27 protein-coding genes and 1 pseudogene are annotated in these 16,058 nt (G+C 71.0%); 9 read left to right on the top strand and 19 right to left on the bottom strand.

Features of this window, described 5'->3' with window-relative positions; translation table 11 throughout:
• Positions 1-27: 27 nt before the first annotated feature.
• From OIU81_RS02720 to OIU81_RS02710, 3 genes are all read left to right on the top strand, one after another.
• On the top strand, positions 28-405 hold the full coding sequence (locus OIU81_RS02720; protein WP_329143403.1) for a DUF6415 family natural product biosynthesis protein: 378 nt from the start codon (positions 28-30) through the stop codon (positions 403-405).
• Between the two features lie 166 nt (positions 406-571).
• Entirely contained in the window at positions 572-694 is a 123-nt protein-coding gene (locus OIU81_RS02715; RefSeq protein WP_329143401.1) for a hypothetical protein, read from the top strand.
• Positions 695-783: 89 nt separating this feature from the next.
• Positions 784-918 carry a hypothetical protein gene (locus OIU81_RS02710; RefSeq protein ID WP_329143399.1) on the top strand — a complete coding sequence of 45 codons (135 nt, stop codon included), beginning with the start codon at positions 784-786 and terminating at the stop codon, positions 916-918.
• A 71-nt stretch (positions 919-989) separates the two neighbouring features.
• Here OIU81_RS02710 and OIU81_RS02705 read toward each other — a convergent pair whose 3' ends face one another.
• The 9 genes from OIU81_RS02705 to OIU81_RS02665 form a co-directional block, all read right to left on the bottom strand.
• Positions 990-1,193 (bottom strand): hypothetical protein, encoded by a 204-nt coding sequence (locus OIU81_RS02705; RefSeq protein WP_329143397.1) that lies wholly within the window; start codon positions 1,191-1,193, stop codon positions 990-992.
• A 12-nt stretch (positions 1,194-1,205) separates the two neighbouring features.
• Entirely contained in the window at positions 1,206-1,328 is a 123-nt protein-coding gene (locus OIU81_RS02700; RefSeq protein WP_329143395.1) for a hypothetical protein, read from the bottom strand.
• A 183-nt stretch (positions 1,329-1,511) separates the two neighbouring features.
• The gene (locus OIU81_RS02695; protein ID WP_329143393.1) at positions 1,512-1,721 is read right to left on the bottom strand and encodes a hypothetical protein; all 210 of its coding nucleotides are present in this window, start codon (positions 1,719-1,721) and stop codon (positions 1,512-1,514) included.
• Positions 1,722-1,905: 184 nt separating this feature from the next.
• Entirely contained in the window at positions 1,906-2,052 is a 147-nt protein-coding gene (locus OIU81_RS02690) for a hypothetical protein (RefSeq protein WP_329143391.1), read from the bottom strand.
• Between the two features lie 2 nt (positions 2,053-2,054).
• The gene (locus tag OIU81_RS02685; RefSeq protein ID WP_329143389.1) at positions 2,055-2,300 is read right to left on the bottom strand and encodes a hypothetical protein; all 246 of its coding nucleotides are present in this window, start codon (positions 2,298-2,300) and stop codon (positions 2,055-2,057) included.
• A 28-nt stretch (positions 2,301-2,328) separates the two neighbouring features.
• Positions 2,329-2,514 (bottom strand): hypothetical protein, encoded by a 186-nt coding sequence (locus OIU81_RS02680; protein WP_329143386.1) that lies wholly within the window; start codon positions 2,512-2,514, stop codon positions 2,329-2,331.
• A 10-nt stretch (positions 2,515-2,524) separates the two neighbouring features.
• Positions 2,525-2,860: a hypothetical protein gene (locus OIU81_RS02675; RefSeq protein WP_329143384.1), complete on the bottom strand. Its 336-nt coding sequence runs from the start codon at positions 2,858-2,860 to the stop codon at positions 2,525-2,527.
• A gap of 57 nt (positions 2,861-2,917) precedes the next feature.
• Positions 2,918-3,214 carry a type II toxin-antitoxin system Phd/YefM family antitoxin gene (locus OIU81_RS02670; RefSeq protein ID WP_329330709.1) on the bottom strand — a complete coding sequence of 99 codons (297 nt, stop codon included), beginning with the start codon at positions 3,212-3,214 and terminating at the stop codon, positions 2,918-2,920.
• A 101-nt stretch (positions 3,215-3,315) separates the two neighbouring features.
• A complete protein-coding gene (locus tag OIU81_RS02665; RefSeq protein WP_329330707.1) occupies positions 3,316-3,543 on the bottom strand; it encodes a hypothetical protein in 228 nt (75 codons plus the stop codon).
• A gap of 120 nt (positions 3,544-3,663) precedes the next feature.
• On the opposite strand from OIU81_RS02665, the gene OIU81_RS02660 reads away from it, so the two are divergent.
• From OIU81_RS02660 to OIU81_RS02650, 4 genes are all read left to right on the top strand, one after another.
• Positions 3,664-4,086 (top strand): hypothetical protein, encoded by a 423-nt coding sequence (locus OIU81_RS02660; protein ID WP_329330705.1) that lies wholly within the window; start codon positions 3,664-3,666, stop codon positions 4,084-4,086.
• 87 nt (positions 4,087-4,173) lie between these two features.
• Complete coding sequence (locus tag OIU81_RS02655; protein WP_329330704.1) at positions 4,174-5,193, top strand: tyrosine-type recombinase/integrase; 1,020 nt, start codon at positions 4,174-4,176, stop codon at positions 5,191-5,193.
• Positions 5,194-5,240: 47 nt separating this feature from the next.
• Positions 5,241-5,720, top strand: a complete 480-nt coding sequence (locus OIU81_RS42215) for an endonuclease domain-containing protein (protein ID WP_443074891.1) — start codon at positions 5,241-5,243, stop codon at positions 5,718-5,720.
• A gap of 159 nt (positions 5,721-5,879) precedes the next feature.
• Positions 5,880-6,479 carry a tyrosine-type recombinase/integrase gene (locus OIU81_RS02650; RefSeq protein ID WP_329330702.1) on the top strand — a complete coding sequence of 200 codons (600 nt, stop codon included), beginning with the start codon at positions 5,880-5,882 and terminating at the stop codon, positions 6,477-6,479.
• A 70-nt stretch (positions 6,480-6,549) separates the two neighbouring features.
• Here the strand turns inward: OIU81_RS02650 and OIU81_RS02645 are convergent, their stop codons facing one another.
• The 6 genes and pseudogenes from OIU81_RS02645 to yczE all read right to left on the bottom strand — a co-directional run bounded on the left by OIU81_RS02645 (position 6,550) and on the right by yczE (position 9,782).
• Positions 6,550-6,786 carry a hypothetical protein gene (locus tag OIU81_RS02645; RefSeq protein WP_329330700.1) on the bottom strand — a complete coding sequence of 79 codons (237 nt, stop codon included), beginning with the start codon at positions 6,784-6,786 and terminating at the stop codon, positions 6,550-6,552.
• Between the two features lie 13 nt (positions 6,787-6,799).
• Entirely contained in the window at positions 6,800-7,126 is a 327-nt protein-coding gene (locus tag OIU81_RS02640; protein WP_329330698.1) for a DUF6233 domain-containing protein, read from the bottom strand.
• A gap of 147 nt (positions 7,127-7,273) precedes the next feature.
• The gene (locus OIU81_RS02635) at positions 7,274-7,663 is read right to left on the bottom strand and encodes a hypothetical protein (RefSeq protein WP_329330697.1); all 390 of its coding nucleotides are present in this window, start codon (positions 7,661-7,663) and stop codon (positions 7,274-7,276) included.
• 27 nt (positions 7,664-7,690) lie between these two features.
• Positions 7,691-7,879, bottom strand: a pseudogene (locus OIU81_RS42210) (GntR family transcriptional regulator); the annotation flags it as partial.
• A gap of 413 nt (positions 7,880-8,292) precedes the next feature.
• Complete coding sequence (locus OIU81_RS02630; protein WP_329331696.1) at positions 8,293-9,090, bottom strand: glycerophosphodiester phosphodiesterase; 798 nt, start codon at positions 9,088-9,090, stop codon at positions 8,293-8,295.
• 8 nt (positions 9,091-9,098) lie between these two features.
• Positions 9,099-9,782, bottom strand: coding sequence for a membrane protein YczE (gene yczE, locus OIU81_RS02625; RefSeq protein ID WP_329143367.1), 684 nt, complete (start codon positions 9,780-9,782; stop codon positions 9,099-9,101).
• 101 nt (positions 9,783-9,883) lie between these two features.
• Here yczE and OIU81_RS02620 point away from each other — a divergent pair, with 101 nt between their 5' ends.
• A complete protein-coding gene (locus OIU81_RS02620; RefSeq protein ID WP_329143365.1) occupies positions 9,884-11,389 on the top strand; it encodes an SCO1417 family MocR-like transcription factor in 1,506 nt (501 codons plus the stop codon).
• 30 nt (positions 11,390-11,419) lie between these two features.
• Here OIU81_RS02620 and OIU81_RS02615 read toward each other — a convergent pair whose 3' ends face one another.
• On the bottom strand, positions 11,420-13,264 hold the full coding sequence (locus tag OIU81_RS02615) for a hypothetical protein (protein ID WP_329143363.1): 1,845 nt from the start codon (positions 13,262-13,264) through the stop codon (positions 11,420-11,422).
• A 177-nt stretch (positions 13,265-13,441) separates the two neighbouring features.
• On the bottom strand, positions 13,442-13,636 hold the full coding sequence (locus tag OIU81_RS02610; RefSeq protein ID WP_006601706.1) for a hypothetical protein: 195 nt from the start codon (positions 13,634-13,636) through the stop codon (positions 13,442-13,444).
• A gap of 196 nt (positions 13,637-13,832) precedes the next feature.
• Here OIU81_RS02610 and OIU81_RS02605 point away from each other — a divergent pair, with 196 nt between their 5' ends.
• A complete protein-coding gene (locus tag OIU81_RS02605; RefSeq protein WP_329143360.1) occupies positions 13,833-14,261 on the top strand; it encodes a YchJ family protein in 429 nt (142 codons plus the stop codon).
• Positions 14,262-14,324: 63 nt separating this feature from the next.
• Here OIU81_RS02605 and OIU81_RS02600 read toward each other — a convergent pair whose 3' ends face one another.
• Positions 14,325-14,699 (bottom strand): RNA-binding S4 domain-containing protein, encoded by a 375-nt coding sequence (locus OIU81_RS02600; protein ID WP_329143358.1) that lies wholly within the window; start codon positions 14,697-14,699, stop codon positions 14,325-14,327.
• A gap of 81 nt (positions 14,700-14,780) precedes the next feature.
• A complete protein-coding gene (locus tag OIU81_RS02595) occupies positions 14,781-16,040 on the bottom strand; it encodes an MFS transporter (protein WP_329143356.1) in 1,260 nt (419 codons plus the stop codon).
• Positions 16,041-16,058: the final 18 nt, after the last annotated feature.

Here is a 16,058-nt window from a genome sequence, read left to right as displayed (position 1 = left end):
TCCGCAGCACCGGACCCGGAGGCCGCAGTGACCACACAGGCCGGCCAACGCGAGCCGCGGGAATCCACAGGCGTCGAACCGATCGACACGGACACCATCCGGGAGACGGTCCGCCTCGGACTGCTGCTCAGCGCTGGCCCGCTCGACCGCGACGCAATGACCGCCTTGCATGAGGCACTCCGTGGGCATGTCGCCCTGCTGCTGCCGATCGCCCGCGGGGACGCCGACCGCCTGTGGCGCGGCGGCACGGCCTGGTACCAGCGTGCCGCCCGCCTGGACGGCATCGCCCGGCAGGCCGAGCAGCCGCTGCCCGTCGATCCGTTCGCGGCGCTGGTGCAGGTGCAGCTCCTCGCCCGCGACTGCGAATGGCTCCTCGGTCAGTCCGTAGCCCGCGCCGACTCCTGACCCCCGCAGCCCGACGCCCCCGAGGCGCCGCGGGACGGCTGGCCGCCGCGGTGCACGCGGCGGCCAGCCGCACAAACAACCGAGCCCCCGCCGGACGCGGGGCGGTTCGCGAACTGCCGCTACTCGCCGGTCGGTGGCACAATCACCACTCTCAAGTGGAGGACCGATGCAGTGCGCGACGGATCTGTACGAGACCAGGGCAACATGCGACAAGTGCGGACAGCAGATGACCAACACCCAGGACGGTTGGGCGATCTGCTACCCCTGCGGGACCTCGAAGCCGCAGTAGCGCCCCTGCCGTGCCCGCAGTGCGGCGGCACGCTGATCAGCGCCTCAGTTGAATGGTGGCAATGCTCCTCGGGCGCCTGCCCATACGAGATGACGGCCGAGGCGCACGACCTGTACGCCGAACTCCTCGCCATGATCGACGACGATCCTGATGGATTCTTCGCCATCGTCCAGGCATATCGGGACGAAGTCCGCGCCCTGGAGCCCGCCTGGCTCCGCTGCTGACCAGACCGGCCAGTACCCTGGGCATGCCGATGCCCCGCCACTTCGACTGGCGGGGCATCGGTCTGTGCGAGCTAGGGCTGCTCGGGCGGGTCCAGCGTCAGGTTGATCGAGCCTTCCTGGTCTGGGTAGGCCGTGTACTCGACAGCGGTGACAGTCCAGATGCTTGCGCGCTCGTCGGTGGTCTCCCACTCAATCGTCTCGCCCTTGCGCGGCACGGCGGGCATCTTCACGGTGTAGTCCCCGTCCGGGAAGTGCAGGTTGATCTCAAAGCTCATCGGCTGGTGTCCTCACTGCTCGGTGTCGGCGAAGTGGTCCGCCGGCGAGCATCCGCCAGCGGGGTGGAAGAGGCAGTAGTCGTCCGGGACCTCTTCGGTGCCGAAGTCCTCATAGCTGTCGTCTTCGCGGGTCATGGCGTCCTCACTTCTTGGTGGTGCGTGACAGGAACCGCAACAAAGTGGTAGCCGAGTCGATGTCCCCTCTTTCGATCAGGCGGAGGGTCCTGCCGATTTCGCTACGCAGCTCCCGGCTTTCGCTGATGCGGTCCCGGAGCTCAGCGTCCAGGGACGCAATCTTTCGCGACTGCTCATCTTCCATCATCGTCGGTGTCCTCGCTGTCCGATCGTCCGGCCTGCGATGTAGCCGCCGCCGACCTGGATAACGATCAGCGCGCCGCATCCGGCGAGGAGTCGGGGCCAGGTCAGTTCGTGGCCTCCTCGCGCGAACGGCAGCACGATGCTGGCCATCACGCCGAGTCCCAGCAAGCCGGGCAGGATCATCGCGTACAGCAGGTGCTTCGGGTCCATGGTCGGCGTCCTCACTGCTCTGCGGCGTCGCACCGGCGACATCGCGCCTCGCCGGTCGCGGGGTAGTCATGCTCGGGGAACGTGACTTCGCCATCCGGGCAGCAGTGGTCCGTTAGTTCCGGGTGGCTCTGCTTCGAACCGCCGACGGGCGGCATGCAGCTCGTGCGGGTCATAGTCAGTGTCCTCACTGCTCGGTGGTCTCGTCCATGCCGTCGCGCATGGCCTGCTGGGCTTCGGTCAGGGTCATGGCGTCGTCGCCGGGCTGGGCGTGGACGATCTTCGGGTTGTTCTCGTCGGTCCAGTCGACGTCGTAGCGGCGCTGCTCATGCATGGTCAGTTCTCCTTGTCGTTGGTGGGGTGCGTCTCGCCCAGCCCGAGCTCGCGTTCAAGCCGCTCGATCTGGGCGTAGTTGGGGCGAGCCTGAACGGGGCGCGGCCGACGCCACGAGTGCGCGATCACGTCCCAGGCCAGGTACGGCAGGCGAAAGGCGATTGGCAGGTGTTGCCCGCCGCCCAGGACCACGCACGCGCCGACGTAAAGCCCCGCGATCACCCACACAGCGATGGCCAGCTCAGACATGGTCAGTTCTCCTTGTCGGTGCTGGAGTTCAGATCGGGCAGGTGTCGTCGATGAGGTGGAGGGCCCGCTCCAGGTACCACTGGACCTCGGCGGTCGTGCCCGAGACCAGCGCGGTGGACGCCTCGGCGAGCGCGTCTCGCGCCGCTGCGTAGTCGGGGTCGTCGCCAATTGCGTCCATGGCCACGGCGACGGCCCCTTCGATGGTGGTGGTCACGATCGGCTCCTCACTGTTCGGTGGCAGGCCCGCGGCGCATGAGGGTGAGCTCACACTCCTCGTGATTCATGAAGGTCCACGTCTCGCCGGTAGCGATGGCCTGCCAGGTAGGTTTCACCATGGTGCCGACCCTTTTCACGCTCACGCAGATAGCGGCCTCGGACTCGTCGTCGCCCCGGTAGTCCGTGTGCGGAGCGAGGATGTCGCCGACACGCAAGTCCCTGTACGCAACCCTTGGATGCGTGTTGACGCCTGCGGCCCAGTCGGCTTCATCTGCTGCTCGATTGAGGGCTGCGGCCAACTGCCGGGCTTTCACGGGATCATCGATGGGGCCTTGCTCGGGCATAGTCAGTTCCCTTTCGTGGCGGTGCACTTCTTCTCGTGGTTGCGGACGCTGGCCAGCTCACGCCGGGGTGACTTCGTCGGTGGGGAGTTCCTGGCGGTGCCCGTCATCCAGGGCCACGACAACGGTCTCGCTGTTCACCTCGACGATCTCGCCAGCACGAGCCCAGTCCTCCGGGACCGAGTAGTCGGGGACGGTGACACGGGTTCCAGCAGTCATGGCTTCCTCCAGCGGGGCGATGCGGGCGACGGGCTTGCCGTTGCGGGTGAGGACGATGTCGTTACCCGTGAAGCGGACTTCGTTGGCGAGGTCGCCCAGGGTCTTGCGGGCTTGCTCGATGCCTACTTCCTTGCTCATAACTATACCTTAAGGTCCTTAAGGTATTGATCGCAAGCGGTTTCGCCGAGACGACCCCGCCACTTGAATGCCAGCCCCGATAACATGCCATATCGCGGGCGTCACTTGGAATGATTGTTCGACCCTCGGGAAGCGGTCTCGCCCCCCATCTCCCCGCCGAGGGTGCCTCGTTCGCGCCGCCGTCGATTCACATAGCGGTGCAGGTTGCTGACGATGACGTCGGTCAGCGAGCGCCCCTCCTCCTTCGCCTCCGTCATGGCGGCACTCCAGAGCTCGTCGGGCACGCGGATGTTCCGCAGCGGCGTCTTGCCGGTGGCTGGCCTGGCCATCTCTCCCCCTCGGGTTTGTAGGTACAGAAACTAGCATCCATCTGGCGCAACGACTTGACAAGGGGTGCAATCAAGAGAATTCTGTAGGTACAGAAACTAGCGACTAGCAGGGAGGTCGAAATGACGCGAAAGATGGACCCGGCGGAGCGTGCGGCTCGCGACGTTCTGAACGCCTACGCCCGCGAAGGTCTGATCAGCCGAGCCACGGTCAACCAGACCATCCGCCAGGGACTGGCCCTGGCGGAGAGGACCGTCCGGGAGAACTACAGCAAGGACCAGACGCTGTACTACGCGGGCAAGATTGCCGAGGCTCGCGAGAAGCACGCGCTCGCAAGCAACTTCACAGCTCGCACGATGGCCGCCGGACGGCTCATGATCTGCGAGATGTACGCGGCGATCTACAAGGTGGTGCAGGCCGAGCGCGGTGACATCGACGTGTCGATGGAGAAGGCCACAAAGGTCATGGGGACGGTGCGGGAGGTCGCCCGCGAGGCCCGCGACGAAGCCAGCGAGATCTCAACCTCGAAAGCTTCGGCCGCTTGAGCCTTGCAAGCCGTCCCGACCGTGACGACGCCCCGGCTGAGGAAAGCAGCCGGGGCGTCGCCCGTACCGTATCTGATTGGAGAGCACGTGACCGACCTCATCCCGCATCAGCCGGACGCCAGTCCCGCCGCCTATGACGCTGCGACGCTCGCCGTCCTGGCTGCCATGGAAGAGGCAGCCGAGAAGCACCTCGACGCCATCCGCCCCCACAACACGAAGCGCGGCTACGCCAACGACTGGGCCCTCTGGGAAGAGTTCCACGGCTGGCTCGCCGAACGAACCGGCCAGCCGCTGCCGTTGACCGCCGTCACGAAGGGCACGCTCGTCGGGTTCGTCGTCTGGCTCGACGCCATCAAGCTCGCGGCCCCCAACAGCATCGACCGCAGGATTACCGGCGTCACCGTCACCGCCCGGAACGAACACGGCGTCGAGGTGCCGAAGGCCGCGACCGTCGCCGCCCGGCAAGCACTCAAGCCGTTGAAGAACGACCCCGAGCGCACGGCGCGCGGTCGCGGCAAGGCAGCCGCCGCCACGCCCGAGCAGCTACGGCAGATGAACGCCGCCGTCGCCGACGGACTCACCGGCCTCCGCGACCGCGCCCTCTGGCTCATGGCCTTCGGTATCGCTGGCCGCTCCGCCGAGGTCGCCGCACTGCGAACCGAGTCCATCGTCCACGTCAGCCAGGGCCTCGAAGTTCACGTTCCCGCCGTGAAGGGCCGGCCGCCGCGGGATGTCGTCGTCAGCTACGGCCGCAACCCCGACACCTGCCCCGTCCGCGCCTGGCTCACCTGGCGCGCCGCAGCAGGCATCACCAGCGGGTCCGCCTTCCTACCCATCACCGCCTGGGGCCAGCTCGGCGACCGCCACCTCTCCCCAGAAGCCGTCCGCGAGATCATCGCCCGCAACGCCGAACGCGCCGGGCTCGCCGTCCGCCTCACCGGCCACTCGATGCGGGCCGGATTCATCACCACCAGCCGCCGCGCCGGGAAGCGCGAAGAGAAGATCCGCGCCCAGTCCGGGCACGCCGCCAACAGCCCCGCCTTCTGGGGCTACATCCGCGAAGCCGACAAGTGGACAGACGCCGCATCGGAGGACATCGGACTGTGAGTGAGATCCGACGGTGCGGCCGCCACAAGGCCAACGGGAAGCCGTGCATGCGGCGAGGTGGCCCCTGCTTCGAGCACGCGACCGACGAGGAGAGGCTGGCGGAACTCGCGTGGGCCATGGCGGAGGCGAGTCGCCAGCGCGCAGCGGAGCGCAAATGGCTGGGCCAGGCAACGCCCAAGCGCCCCACCTTCGCCGAGGCGGAGATGCTGGACCGAGAAGGAATCCCCTCGTGCCACGTGTGGGCCGTGCCGAGCGGGCCGGTCCCGTCGCACCTGTCGGCCACGGCGGCTCTCCGTCTCTGGCAGGTAGGGGAATGCGCCATGTGTAGTTCAGCTGGCCGGACCCTGCTGGTAGATCACTGCCACCGAACTGGCTTGGTTCGTGGGCTGCTGTGCACCCAATGCAACACAGCCGAGGCGTTCTCAGACGCAGCCGCGTTCGCCGCGTACCGGGGCCACCCTCCGACGGCCATGCTTCAGGTGGAAGAGCAGTACGGCTCCCCGTGGGGCGGGGGCGGGATGTGGTAGCGCATAACCCATAGGACGTTATGCGCTACCTCCCGACTTGGAGCGCGGCGAGGAGGTGCCCGCATCCCCGGCTGGAGAGACCGGGGCGCTCCACTGTTCCGCCCCCGTACCGGCGGTCGGCGCGGGATGATGTGGCCACACACCGGCGGGAGGAGCGTCATGCGAGGTGCGCAGTTCGAGAGCCGCGAGGTGGCACAGGCGTGGGTGGACCGGAAGGGATCGCCGCCGCTCCTTCAGTGGCCGACCCTCACCAGCGCCGAAGGCCGGGCTGTTCTGGCCGCCACCCGCGACGATCCGCTGGTGCACGCCAGCGCCGCGCTGATGCTGCTGGCCGGCCTCCGTCCACAGGAGGTCTCAGAGTTGCGGGTGCGGGACTACGTGCTGGGGGAGCGGCGACTACACGTTGATGGCGTGCGCCACCCGCGGATCATCCGCATCGCCCCGTCCGCGGCGGCTGCCGTCGATGCCTACCTCGAAGGGCAGGACGCCGATCCGGGCGAGCCACTGCTGGTCGGCTTGCAGGGCGTCAAGCGTGTGACGCTGTTCGCTGCGGCGATGCGTGCTGCCGAGCTGGATGTCCGCGCGCACGACCTCCGCCGCTCGGCGATGGGCGCCGTATTGGAGGACGGGGCGCCAGTGCAGCACCTGGAGGCGTACTTCGGCATCACGAAGTCTGCTTCCCGCAAGGATTTGGTGCCGGTGCGCGACGGCTACGACGAGGGGATCGCGGCCGTGCTGGAATCCGCGTTCGCCACCTAGCGGCCCGCCACCTGCCACACTGTTCCCGGGCCCCGCCGCGCATCCCCCGTCGCTGCGGGGCCTTCTGTTGTCAGGTGTCGCCCCAGTCGTGCGGCATCCCGCCGCGCCATTCGACCCACGTCGGATCGTCAAGGATGGCCTCGGGTTCATCGACACCGGCCCGCCGCAGGAATTCGACGAGGTCGAGGTCGTCGTAGGCGAGCCCGAGGATCTGCCCGCGCACGGTGACTCGCCGGCCGCCGGTGGCGGACACCGGGTGTACGACGATCGGGGCGTGGTCCCGCATCCCTCCAGCCTGCTTCGTCATGCCGCGGGGCGCATCAGAGGATGCCGAGTTCCGTGTCCGGGCGGCAGAGCCCGCAGGCCTCCAGTCCGTCCGTGAGCGCACGGATCGCCTGCTCGCGGCTGATGGGCCGGGCACGCTGCCCGGCGGTTCCGCATCCGCCGATGTGTACTGCGACGGGGTGGGCGTCGGCGCCGATGCTGAGCTGGACTACCCAGTCCGGGGGCGGGGGTGGGACGGCCCGCTGCTGCTGGGCTTCCCGCTGCTCGGCAACGGTGATGGCCTGCCGGATCTGGTCGAGGGCGAGCTGCAGCCAGGTCTCCAGGGTGCGGAGGCGGGGCAGATCCGGCGGCAACTCGCTCATGTGTTCGAGTCTAGCCCCGGAGTGCCCCGAGATTGTCAGTGGCCAGCCGTATCGTTGAAGGATCACATTCACTGTGTGCGCTCATGCTGGTAGCGCTGCACTCCCCGCCCCGCCCCGGAACAGCGCCCGGAGCGGGGCGCTGGCGCGTTAGAGCCGGATCGTCCAGCGGTCCATCGGCAGGATGAGATCCGCGGTCTCGACCGGGCGTCCGGCTGTGTCAATGCGGGTGCGGAGCAGTCTGTAGGCGGCGGTGTCGACGGTTAGTCCGAGCGCGTGTGCCTGGTCGGCGTCGAGTGCGATGACGTCGAGCTCGGCGACGTAGTCGTGGTGCGGCCTGCGTCGGCCGGGCCACCAGGTGGTGACGAGCATGGCTGATCGACCGCCCGGGTCAAGGCATTCGACGACCTGCCGCTGCAGCGCGGTGCCCGGCTCGACGTCGAGGCGCTCGGCGAGTTCGTCCGTGGCGCGACAGGGGCTGCTATCGGCGACCTCGACATCGTGCGGCCAGTCGACATCGGGGCGAATGAGGGCGCGCATGACTGGAGGATGCGCCACCCGGAGCCGGTTTCGCTGCTCCCCCTCGATCAGTCCACGCGATCGGAGGAGGACCATCGCCAATCGCACGGTCTGCTCGTGAACCCCGTAGTGGCGGGCTAACGCGGCCCGGGAGGGGAGTTGGTCGCCAGGTGTCCAGAGGCCGGCGGTGATCTGCTCTGCGAGGTCGGCTGCAACGCGTCGGTGCGCAGCCTCCATCGGAGCCCCTTAGCGATCACGTGTTGGGCGAGATCGCCAGGGTAGGAATCGCCCCGTCCACTTGATATATCAAGGTGGCTGCCGTCTACAATCAGTGCCAGCAGTGTGTGTGCTCATTGGTCCTGACGTGCCAGTCGGCCTTCAGTGCCGCCCACGCCCGTTGGTGTCCACCTGGCGTCGATGACTGCCGCACGCTTCCGTCCCCTTCCGCCGACGGCGTTGAGGGGCGGGCCCATCGCCGGCCCCGGGTCGCCATCCCACCTCCCAAGTGGGTGGCCCGGGGCCGGCTTTTTCATGTCTCAAGGCGAGAGATGGGAGACGAGTGGGAGATGATCACGGCAACTCGACGCGCGATCCTGCGTGGATCTGCGAGAATGTGACATCTTCTCAGAGGGCGGGAATTGCTCGTTTCCCTAGAGCTGCTGGTGCCAGCACCCCCGCTCGGTCAGCACCGTCCGCAGCGTCTCGATGTGATCGGTCATGATGCCATCCACGCCCAGGTCGAGCAGGGCGGTCATCCGGTCCGCGTCATTGACCGTCCACACGTGGACCTGCATGCCCAGGGCGTGCGCGGCGCGCAGGAACAGCGGATCGACGACCGGGATGCCCCACTGCCGCTCGGGGACCTGGACGCAGACCGCGCTGCGCCGTACCGCCGCGCCCAGCAGCCGGTCCAGCGGCAGGCGGCCGCGGCCGTACGAGCGCAGCCGCAGGCCGGCCACGCCACGGGTGCCCAGCGAGGTCGCCAGCGGGCGGCCGGCCAGCCGCTGCGCCCGTGCCACCCGGGCCTCCGAGAACGAGCCGACGCACACCCGGTCCCAGGCATGGGTGCGGCGCAGCAGCTCGAGCAGTGGCTCCAGCGCGGCCTCGGCCTTGAGGTCGACGTTCCAGCGCGCGTCGGGGAACTCCGCCAGGAGCTCCTCGAACAGCGGCAGCGGCTCCCGGCCGGCGATCCGGGCCCGGCGCACCGCCTGCCAGGGGAGCGCCCCGATCGCGCCCCGGGAGTCGGTGACGCGGTCGAGGGTGGCGTCGTGGAAGGCGACGAGGTGTCCGTCCGATGTGGCGTGCACATCGGTCTCCAGATAGCGGTAGCCGAGGGCGACCGCGCGCCGGAAGGCGGCGGCGGTGTTCTCCAGTCCGTCGGCCGCCCCGCCGCGGTGGGCGAAGGGCAGCGGCGCGGGGTGGTCGAGATAGGCGTGGCGGGGGCGTATCGCTGAGGTCACTCGGGCAGTATGGCGCGCTCGGGTGACGTCCCTGAGCGGGCCACCACCGGGGACGGCTCCCCGGGCAGGCCGCTGATCGCGAAGCGGCGGAGGAAGAACTGCGCCAGCGGCCCGATGGCCAGTGCGTAGACCGCCGTGCCGACCCCGAGGGCCCCGCCGAGCAGAAAGCCGACCGCGAGCACCGTGACCTCGATGCAGGTCCGCACGAGCCGCACCGGGCGCCCGGTGCGCTGATGCAGCCCGGTCATCAGTCCGTCGCGCGGCCCCGGGCCGTAGCGGGCCGAGATGTAGAGGCCGGTCGCGGCGCCGTTGAGGAGGACGGCGAAGGCCAGCAGCGGGATGCGCGCACCCAGTGCCGACAGCTCCGGTGTCACGGCCACCGTCGCGTCCATCATCAGCCCGAGGATCACCACGTTGGACACCGTGCCCAGCCCGGGACGCTGTCGCAGCGGGATCCACAGCAGCAGGATCAGCGCGCCGGACACGATGGTGACCGTGCCGATCGACAGCCCCGTGTGCCGGGATATGCCCTGATTGAGTACGCTCCACGGCTCCAGGCCCAGGTCCGCGCGGACCATCAGCCCCATGCTCACGCCGTACAGCGTCAGCCCCGTGTACAGCTGGACGAGCCGACGCGTCACCGGCGCCCTCCCCGGACCGGACCCTCTGGGCGTGGACATGGCTTTTCCCCCTCCTGGCAGAATTGGACCGACGCATGACACCATGTGGCGTGTCCGGGCTCGGGAAGTAGAGCCAATTCGGGGAAGGTGGACTGATCTTTGTGGCTCAGTGGACTTCAGCGGTAGGCGCACCCCAACTCGCCCGGCTGCTCCGGTCACAGGACCCGTGCGACGCCCAACTCGCGGCCGGCGGGCGCCGGTTGCCCGCCTACCGCAGCCTCGCCGACCGGGTGCGCCTGCTCGTACTGGAAGGCCGGATACCGGTCGCCGCCCGCCTGCCCGCCGAACGGGAACTGGCCGCCGCCTTCGGCGTCAGCCGCACCACCGTCGCCGCCGCCTACGAAGCGCTGCGTGCCGAGGGGTTCCTGGAGTCCCGGCGCGGCTCGGGCAGTTGGACGGCCGTCCCGGCGGGCAATCCGCTGCCCACCCGCGGCCTGGAACCGCTGCCCCCGGAGGCCGCCGGATCCATGATCGACCTCGGCTGCGCCGCCCTCCCGGCCCCCGAGCCCTGGCTCACCCGCGCCGTCCAGGGCGCGATGGACGACCTTCCGCTCTACGCCCACACCCACGGCGACTACCCGGCCGGTCTGCCGGTCCTGCGCCAGGCCCTCGCCGACCGCTACACCGCCCGCGGAATCCCCACCATGCCGGAACAGATCATGGTGACCACGGGCGCGATGGGCGCCGTGGCCGCGATCTGCCGGCTGTGTACGAGCCCCGGCGAGCGGGTGGCCGTCGACTCCCCGTCGTACGCCAACATCCTCCAGCTGATGCGGGACGCCGGCGCCCGGCTCGTCCCGGTCGCCCTCGGCGAGCGGCTGGCCGGCTGGGACCTCCCCGTCTGGCGCCAGGTGATGCGCGATGCCGCGCCCCGGATGGCCTATGTCGTCGCCGACTTCCACAATCCCACCGGCACCCTCGCCACCGACGACCAGCGCCGCCGCCTGGTCGACGCCGCCAAGTCGGCCGGCACGCTGCTCGTCGTCGACGAGACCATGACCGAACTCCAGCTGGACGAGGACCCCGAGCCGCCGCGCCCGGTCTGCTCCTTCGACCCCGGGGGCAGCGCGGTGATCACCGTCGGCTCGGCGAGCAAAGCGTTCTGGGCGGGGATGCGGATCGGCTGGGTGCGTGCCGCTCCCGACGTCATCCGCAGTCTGGTTGCCGCCCGCGCCTACTCCGACCTGGGCTCACCGGTCCTCGAGCAGCTCGCCATCGCCTCGCTCCTGAAGGGCGGCGGCTGGGAAGCGGCCGTCGAGATCCGTCGTGAACAGGCCCGTGAGAACCGCGACGCGATCGTCGGGGCCCTCCAACGGCACCTCCCCGACTGGGAGTTCAGCGTGCCGCACGGCGGGCTCACGCTCTGGGCGCGCACCGGCGGACTCTCCGGTTCCAGGATCGCCGAGGCGGGGGAGCGGCTCGGGGTGCGGGTGCCCTCCGGCCCGCGGTTCGGTGTCGACGGGGCCTTCGAGGGGTTCGTGCGACTGCCGTTCACGGTCAGCGGCGCCGTCGCGGACGAGGCCGCGGTCCGGCTGGCCGGCGCCGCGCGGCTGGTCGCGACGGGTGCGCCGGTGGACACCGAGACGCGGCACGCCTTCGTGGCCTGACGCCCTGGGGACCGCCCGGGCGGCTGAGCCTCAGCCCTCCGCCCGGGACGCGTCCGCCGACCCGTTGACCACCCGGGGCTCGCCGCCCTTGCCGTGTGCCGCGGGCGCGGCGGCGCCCACCGGTTCGCCGGCGCCCCCGGCCTCCCCGTCCCGCGGCGTCCCCTCGGCCGCGGCGGACCCGCCCGCCGGTTCCGCGGTGCCGGCGCCCGCGGACGTACGGGCGTCCACCTTGCGGATGTCCACCGGCTTGCGGCCCGCTCCCACCGTGCGGTCGCCGCCCGCCGGGCGGCCGTCCTCGGGCTGCTTTCCGTCCACCGGCTCGGCGGGGTCTGCGCCATCGGCCGGGACCGTCCGCTCCGGCAGCAGTGCCAGGACGGCCTTCCGGTGCGCCTGACCGGTGGCGTCGTCGAGCGGGTCGGGGGTGGCCGGCACCTGGAGCCGCAGCACGGGAGCGGTGCCCAGGCGCGCATAGCCGCGCCCCGGCGGCACCTGCGCGACCGGAGTGGTGTGCGGCGGCGCCCCGAGCACCGCCCGTACCTCCTCCGCCGTGGCGGGGCCGAGGACCACCCGTGCCTTGGTGTGCGCCCGCACCGGTTCGCTCAGCAGCTCGGCGCTCTCGAACTGCTCGGCCACGACCACCGTGATCTGGGCGGCCCGGCCGTGCCGCAGCGGCACCTCGAGCCACTGCTGCGGATCGTCCCGGCCCTCCGCGGCCGCGATATGGGCCAGCGCGGTGGGACGGTCCGCGATGATCCACAGCGGCCGGCGGGTGTCCTCCGGCGCGGGCCGGCCGGCCTGCCGCGCCCGGTTCGCCGCGATCAGCCGCCGCTCGGTCTCATGGGCGGCCCACTCCAGCGTCGCCAGCGCCCCCGCCAGCCCGCTCTCCACCCCCAGGACGCCACGGCGCCCGGCCAGACACCCGTACTCGCCGGTGCCGCCGCCGTCGATGACCAGCACATCACCATGCTGCAGCGCCTGGAGCGCGAGCGAGCGCAGCAGCGTCGTGCTGCCCGTCCCCGGCTGCCCCAGGGCGAGCAGATGCGGTTCGGTGGAGCGCGGACCGGTACGCCAGACGACCGGCGGCGCGTCCCGGGTCTCCTCCCCGGCGGTGACCGGGAGGGTCCGCTGGACGAAGTCCGGGTCGGTGAACCCGAGCACCAGCTCGCCCGGCGAGGTGACGAAGCGCTGGGTGGCGATGTCGGTGGGCAGCGGGCCCAGGGCGGTCAGGGTGAGCTGATTGGCCAGCTCGTCCCAGGCGAAGTGGTACTCCCGGCCGCGGCCGGCCTTGGCGTACAGCACCTGCTCGATGCGGGTCCGGGCCCCGTCCTCGCCGTCGGTGAAGTACGCCGGGTACTTCAGCTGGAGCCGTTCGAGCCGCCCGCCGTCGTCGAAGGCGTACTCGGGGAAGGCCCGCTCCCAGTCGCCGTCGGGCGCGTACAGGGGACTGGGGTCACCGTCCACGGAGAGGTACGGCACCAGGGCCTCGTACAGCGCCCGCAGCCGCTCGGTCGCGGCCTCGCCGGGGCCGGTCTCCACGGGCGTGCGCTCCCGCCCCGCCCAGGCGCCCGCGCCCATCAGCGTGATCAGGGCGAGCAGCGGCCCGTACGGCACCAGGCACACGACCAGTACGCACGCCCCGATGAAGAAGGCCATCGGGCCGCGGTGCTCCCGGGGCGTGGCGACCCAGCGTCCACGCCCGGCCGCGCCCAGCCGGCGCAGCCCCCGGCCGATGATGATCAGCGGGTGGAACACGTCGGAGGCGCTCTCGGCGGCGGTGCGCGCCAGTTCGCGGCTGCGGGCGAGGGAGGCGCTGTTGGCCATGCGGGTCAGGGGCTGGCCGCTGGTCAGGATGCGGGGCAGGGGGCGCCGGGCCACGTCTTCTCCTGTTGCTCGTGCGGTGGTCGTCGGGGCTCGGCGTGGGCGGCGAGCCGGGGAACGTGCGGCACGCGGAGCCGCCCGGACGGAGCGGGCGCGGCCCGTCCGGGCGGACCGGTGGGGTGGCGCCGGACGGGGACTCCGGGCGGGAATTCCGGGCGGGAGCGCCGGACGGGCCTAGATCTTGATCCCCCCGAGGAGGTTGGCCAGGCTCGCCCCGCCGGCCTTGATGCTGGGCGCGATGGCGGAGCTGGCGAGGTAGAACCCGAAGAGCGCGGAGACCAGCGCGTGGGACAACTTCAGGCCGTCTTTGCGGAAGAAGAGGAAGACGATGACACCGAGCAGGACGACGCCGGAAATGGACAGAATCATGGGGGGTTCTCTCCTGGGTGGTGGGGACGGTCACCATGAGTTCTTCCAGCCTCACAGCACGTATCAAGCCACGAAAAGCTGCAAATGGGTGATTTATCGTTGAAATTCCCTAAATGGGCGCAGCTTTCGCGTGGTCCGCTTCGACGGATGCCCGGCGTGTCGTGGACCGTCCCGGCCGACCCGGCACAATCGTGGGGTGCCGAAACCGAAGAACACGCCCCGCCGCCCGGCTCCCGCCGCCCCCGCCTCGCCCTGCCCCTGCGGACGCGCCGCGACCTACGGCGACTGCTGCGCCGCCTTCCACCAGGGACGCGCCACCGCCCCGACCGCGGAGCGCCTGATGCGCTCGCGGTACAGCGCCTTCGCCGTCGGTGACACCGGATATCTGCTGCGCACCTGGCACCCGACGACCCGGCCGGCCGTTCTGGACCTCGACCCGGCACAGCGGTGGACCGGACTGGACATCCTCGGCACGAGCGGCGGCAGCGCCTTCCACACCGAAGGCACCGTGGAATTCCGCGCGCACTACACCCTGCACGGCCACGCCGACAGCCAGTACGAGCACAGCCGCTTCGTCCGCGAGGCCGGCCGGTGGGTCTATCTCGACGCCCTGCCGCCGGGCTAGGAACGGGGGCCGCGGGGCCCGGTCGCCCGGCGGCCGGAGCCCGGTGTTCCGCGGACCCGGCCCTCAGCGGCCGCGCAGCTCGTCGATCTCGCGGCGTTCGCGTTTGGTGGGGCGTCCGGCGCCGCGGTCGCGGTGTGCGATCACCGCAACCTCCTCGCGCGGCGGGGCCGGTGGGGAGTTGTCGACGTAGCACTCCGCGGCGATGGCCGCGCCCACCCGCTTGCGCACCAGCCGCGCGACCACCACGATCCGCTCCCGGCCCGCGTGCCGCAGCCGCACCTCGTCGCCGTTGTGCACACCGTGCGCCGGCTTCACCCGTTCCCCGTTGACCCGGACGTGTCCGGCGCGGCACGCCGCCGCGGCCAGCGAGCGCGTCTTGGTGAGCCGTACGGACCAGATCCAGCTGTCGATGCGGGTGGTCCCCTCGTCTGAAGCCATACCCAGACTCTAGAACGGGTGCCCATGCGGGAGTCGGCCCGACGGCCCCGATGCTGCCGGCCCCTGCACGAAAGCTCCGCCTCAGACGGGATCGACGGCTTCTTGGACTCCGGTGTCGGTGAGCTCGTCCCGGGACACGTTCTCGCGGCGCGGGAGCAGCAGCGGGGTGGCCAGGAGGAGGACGCCGGCGGCGGCGATCGCGGTACGGAGGCCGGTGACGGCGGCCAGCAGACCCCAGAGGGCGGTCACGGCCGCGATGGCGGCGCTGCTGCTGATCGACCACGCGGCCAGGGTGCGCGCCACCCGGTCGGGGGCGGTGTGGTCGAGCCGGGCCGTCGCCAGCAGCGGGTTGAACACGCCGCAGCAGGTCACCACGCCGAGTTGGACGACGATGATCACGACGAGCCCGGGGACGCCGGGCTGGACGAACGCCAGGCCGAGCGGCCAGCACGCGCGCAGCGCCCCGGAGGTGCGCAGTACCCGGTGCCGGCCGAACCGCGTCGCGAGGGGGTGCGCCAGGCGTGAGCCGATCAGTCCGCCGACGCAGGGGGCCGCGAAGGCGAGACCGTACTGCCAGGGCGCGAATCCCAGGCGGCCCAGCAGCAGTACGGCGAGCAGCGGTTGGGAGGCCATGATCAGGCCGTTGACCACGATCGAGTTGACGAACAGCGGGCGCAGCGCGGGGTGGCTGAGGATGTGGCGCCAGCCCGCCAGCAGGTCGCCTGCGCGCAGCCGTGCCGCACCGGTCCGCGCGGGGAGCGGTTCCGTCCCGCCGATGGCGCGGATGCCCAGCGCCGAGAGCAGATAGCTGACCGCGTCGGCCACCACGGTCGTCACCGGGCCGAACAGTCCGATCGCGGCCCCGCCGAGCGGCGGTCCGACCGTGGTCGAGGTCCAGGTCGTGGACTCGAACCGGCCGTTCGCGACGAGCAGGTCCGCCGGCGGCACGAGCGCCTTGAGGTACGCGCCGCCGGCCGCCTTGAACGCGATGTCGGCCGCGGCGGTGACCACCGAGACGAGGAGGAGCTGGGCGAAGCTGAGCAGGCCGAGCGCGAACGCGGCGGGGACACTCAGCAATGCCACGCAGCGGGTCAGATCCATCGCCACCATGACCGGCCGCTTGCGACGGAACTCCACCCAGGGGCCGAGCGGCACCGCGACCAGTGCTCCCACGGCCCGTCCCGTGGCGGCCAGCGCCGCCACCTGGGCCGGGCCGCAGTGCAGTACCAGCACCGCGATCAGGGGCAACGCGCCGAAGCCGAACCCCGAGCCGTACGCGCTGACCGCATACGCCGCCCACAACCACCCGAATTGACGCCCCAGCGCCCGCCTGCCCGCCATACCCGCCGCCCCCCCTCG

This window comes from Streptomyces sp. NBC_01454, assembly GCF_036227565.1.
Classification (GTDB): domain Bacteria; phylum Actinomycetota; class Actinomycetes; order Streptomycetales; family Streptomycetaceae; genus Streptomyces.
Note: the sequence above shows the minus strand (reverse complement) of the source record. Positions and strands in the feature narration are given on the sequence as shown.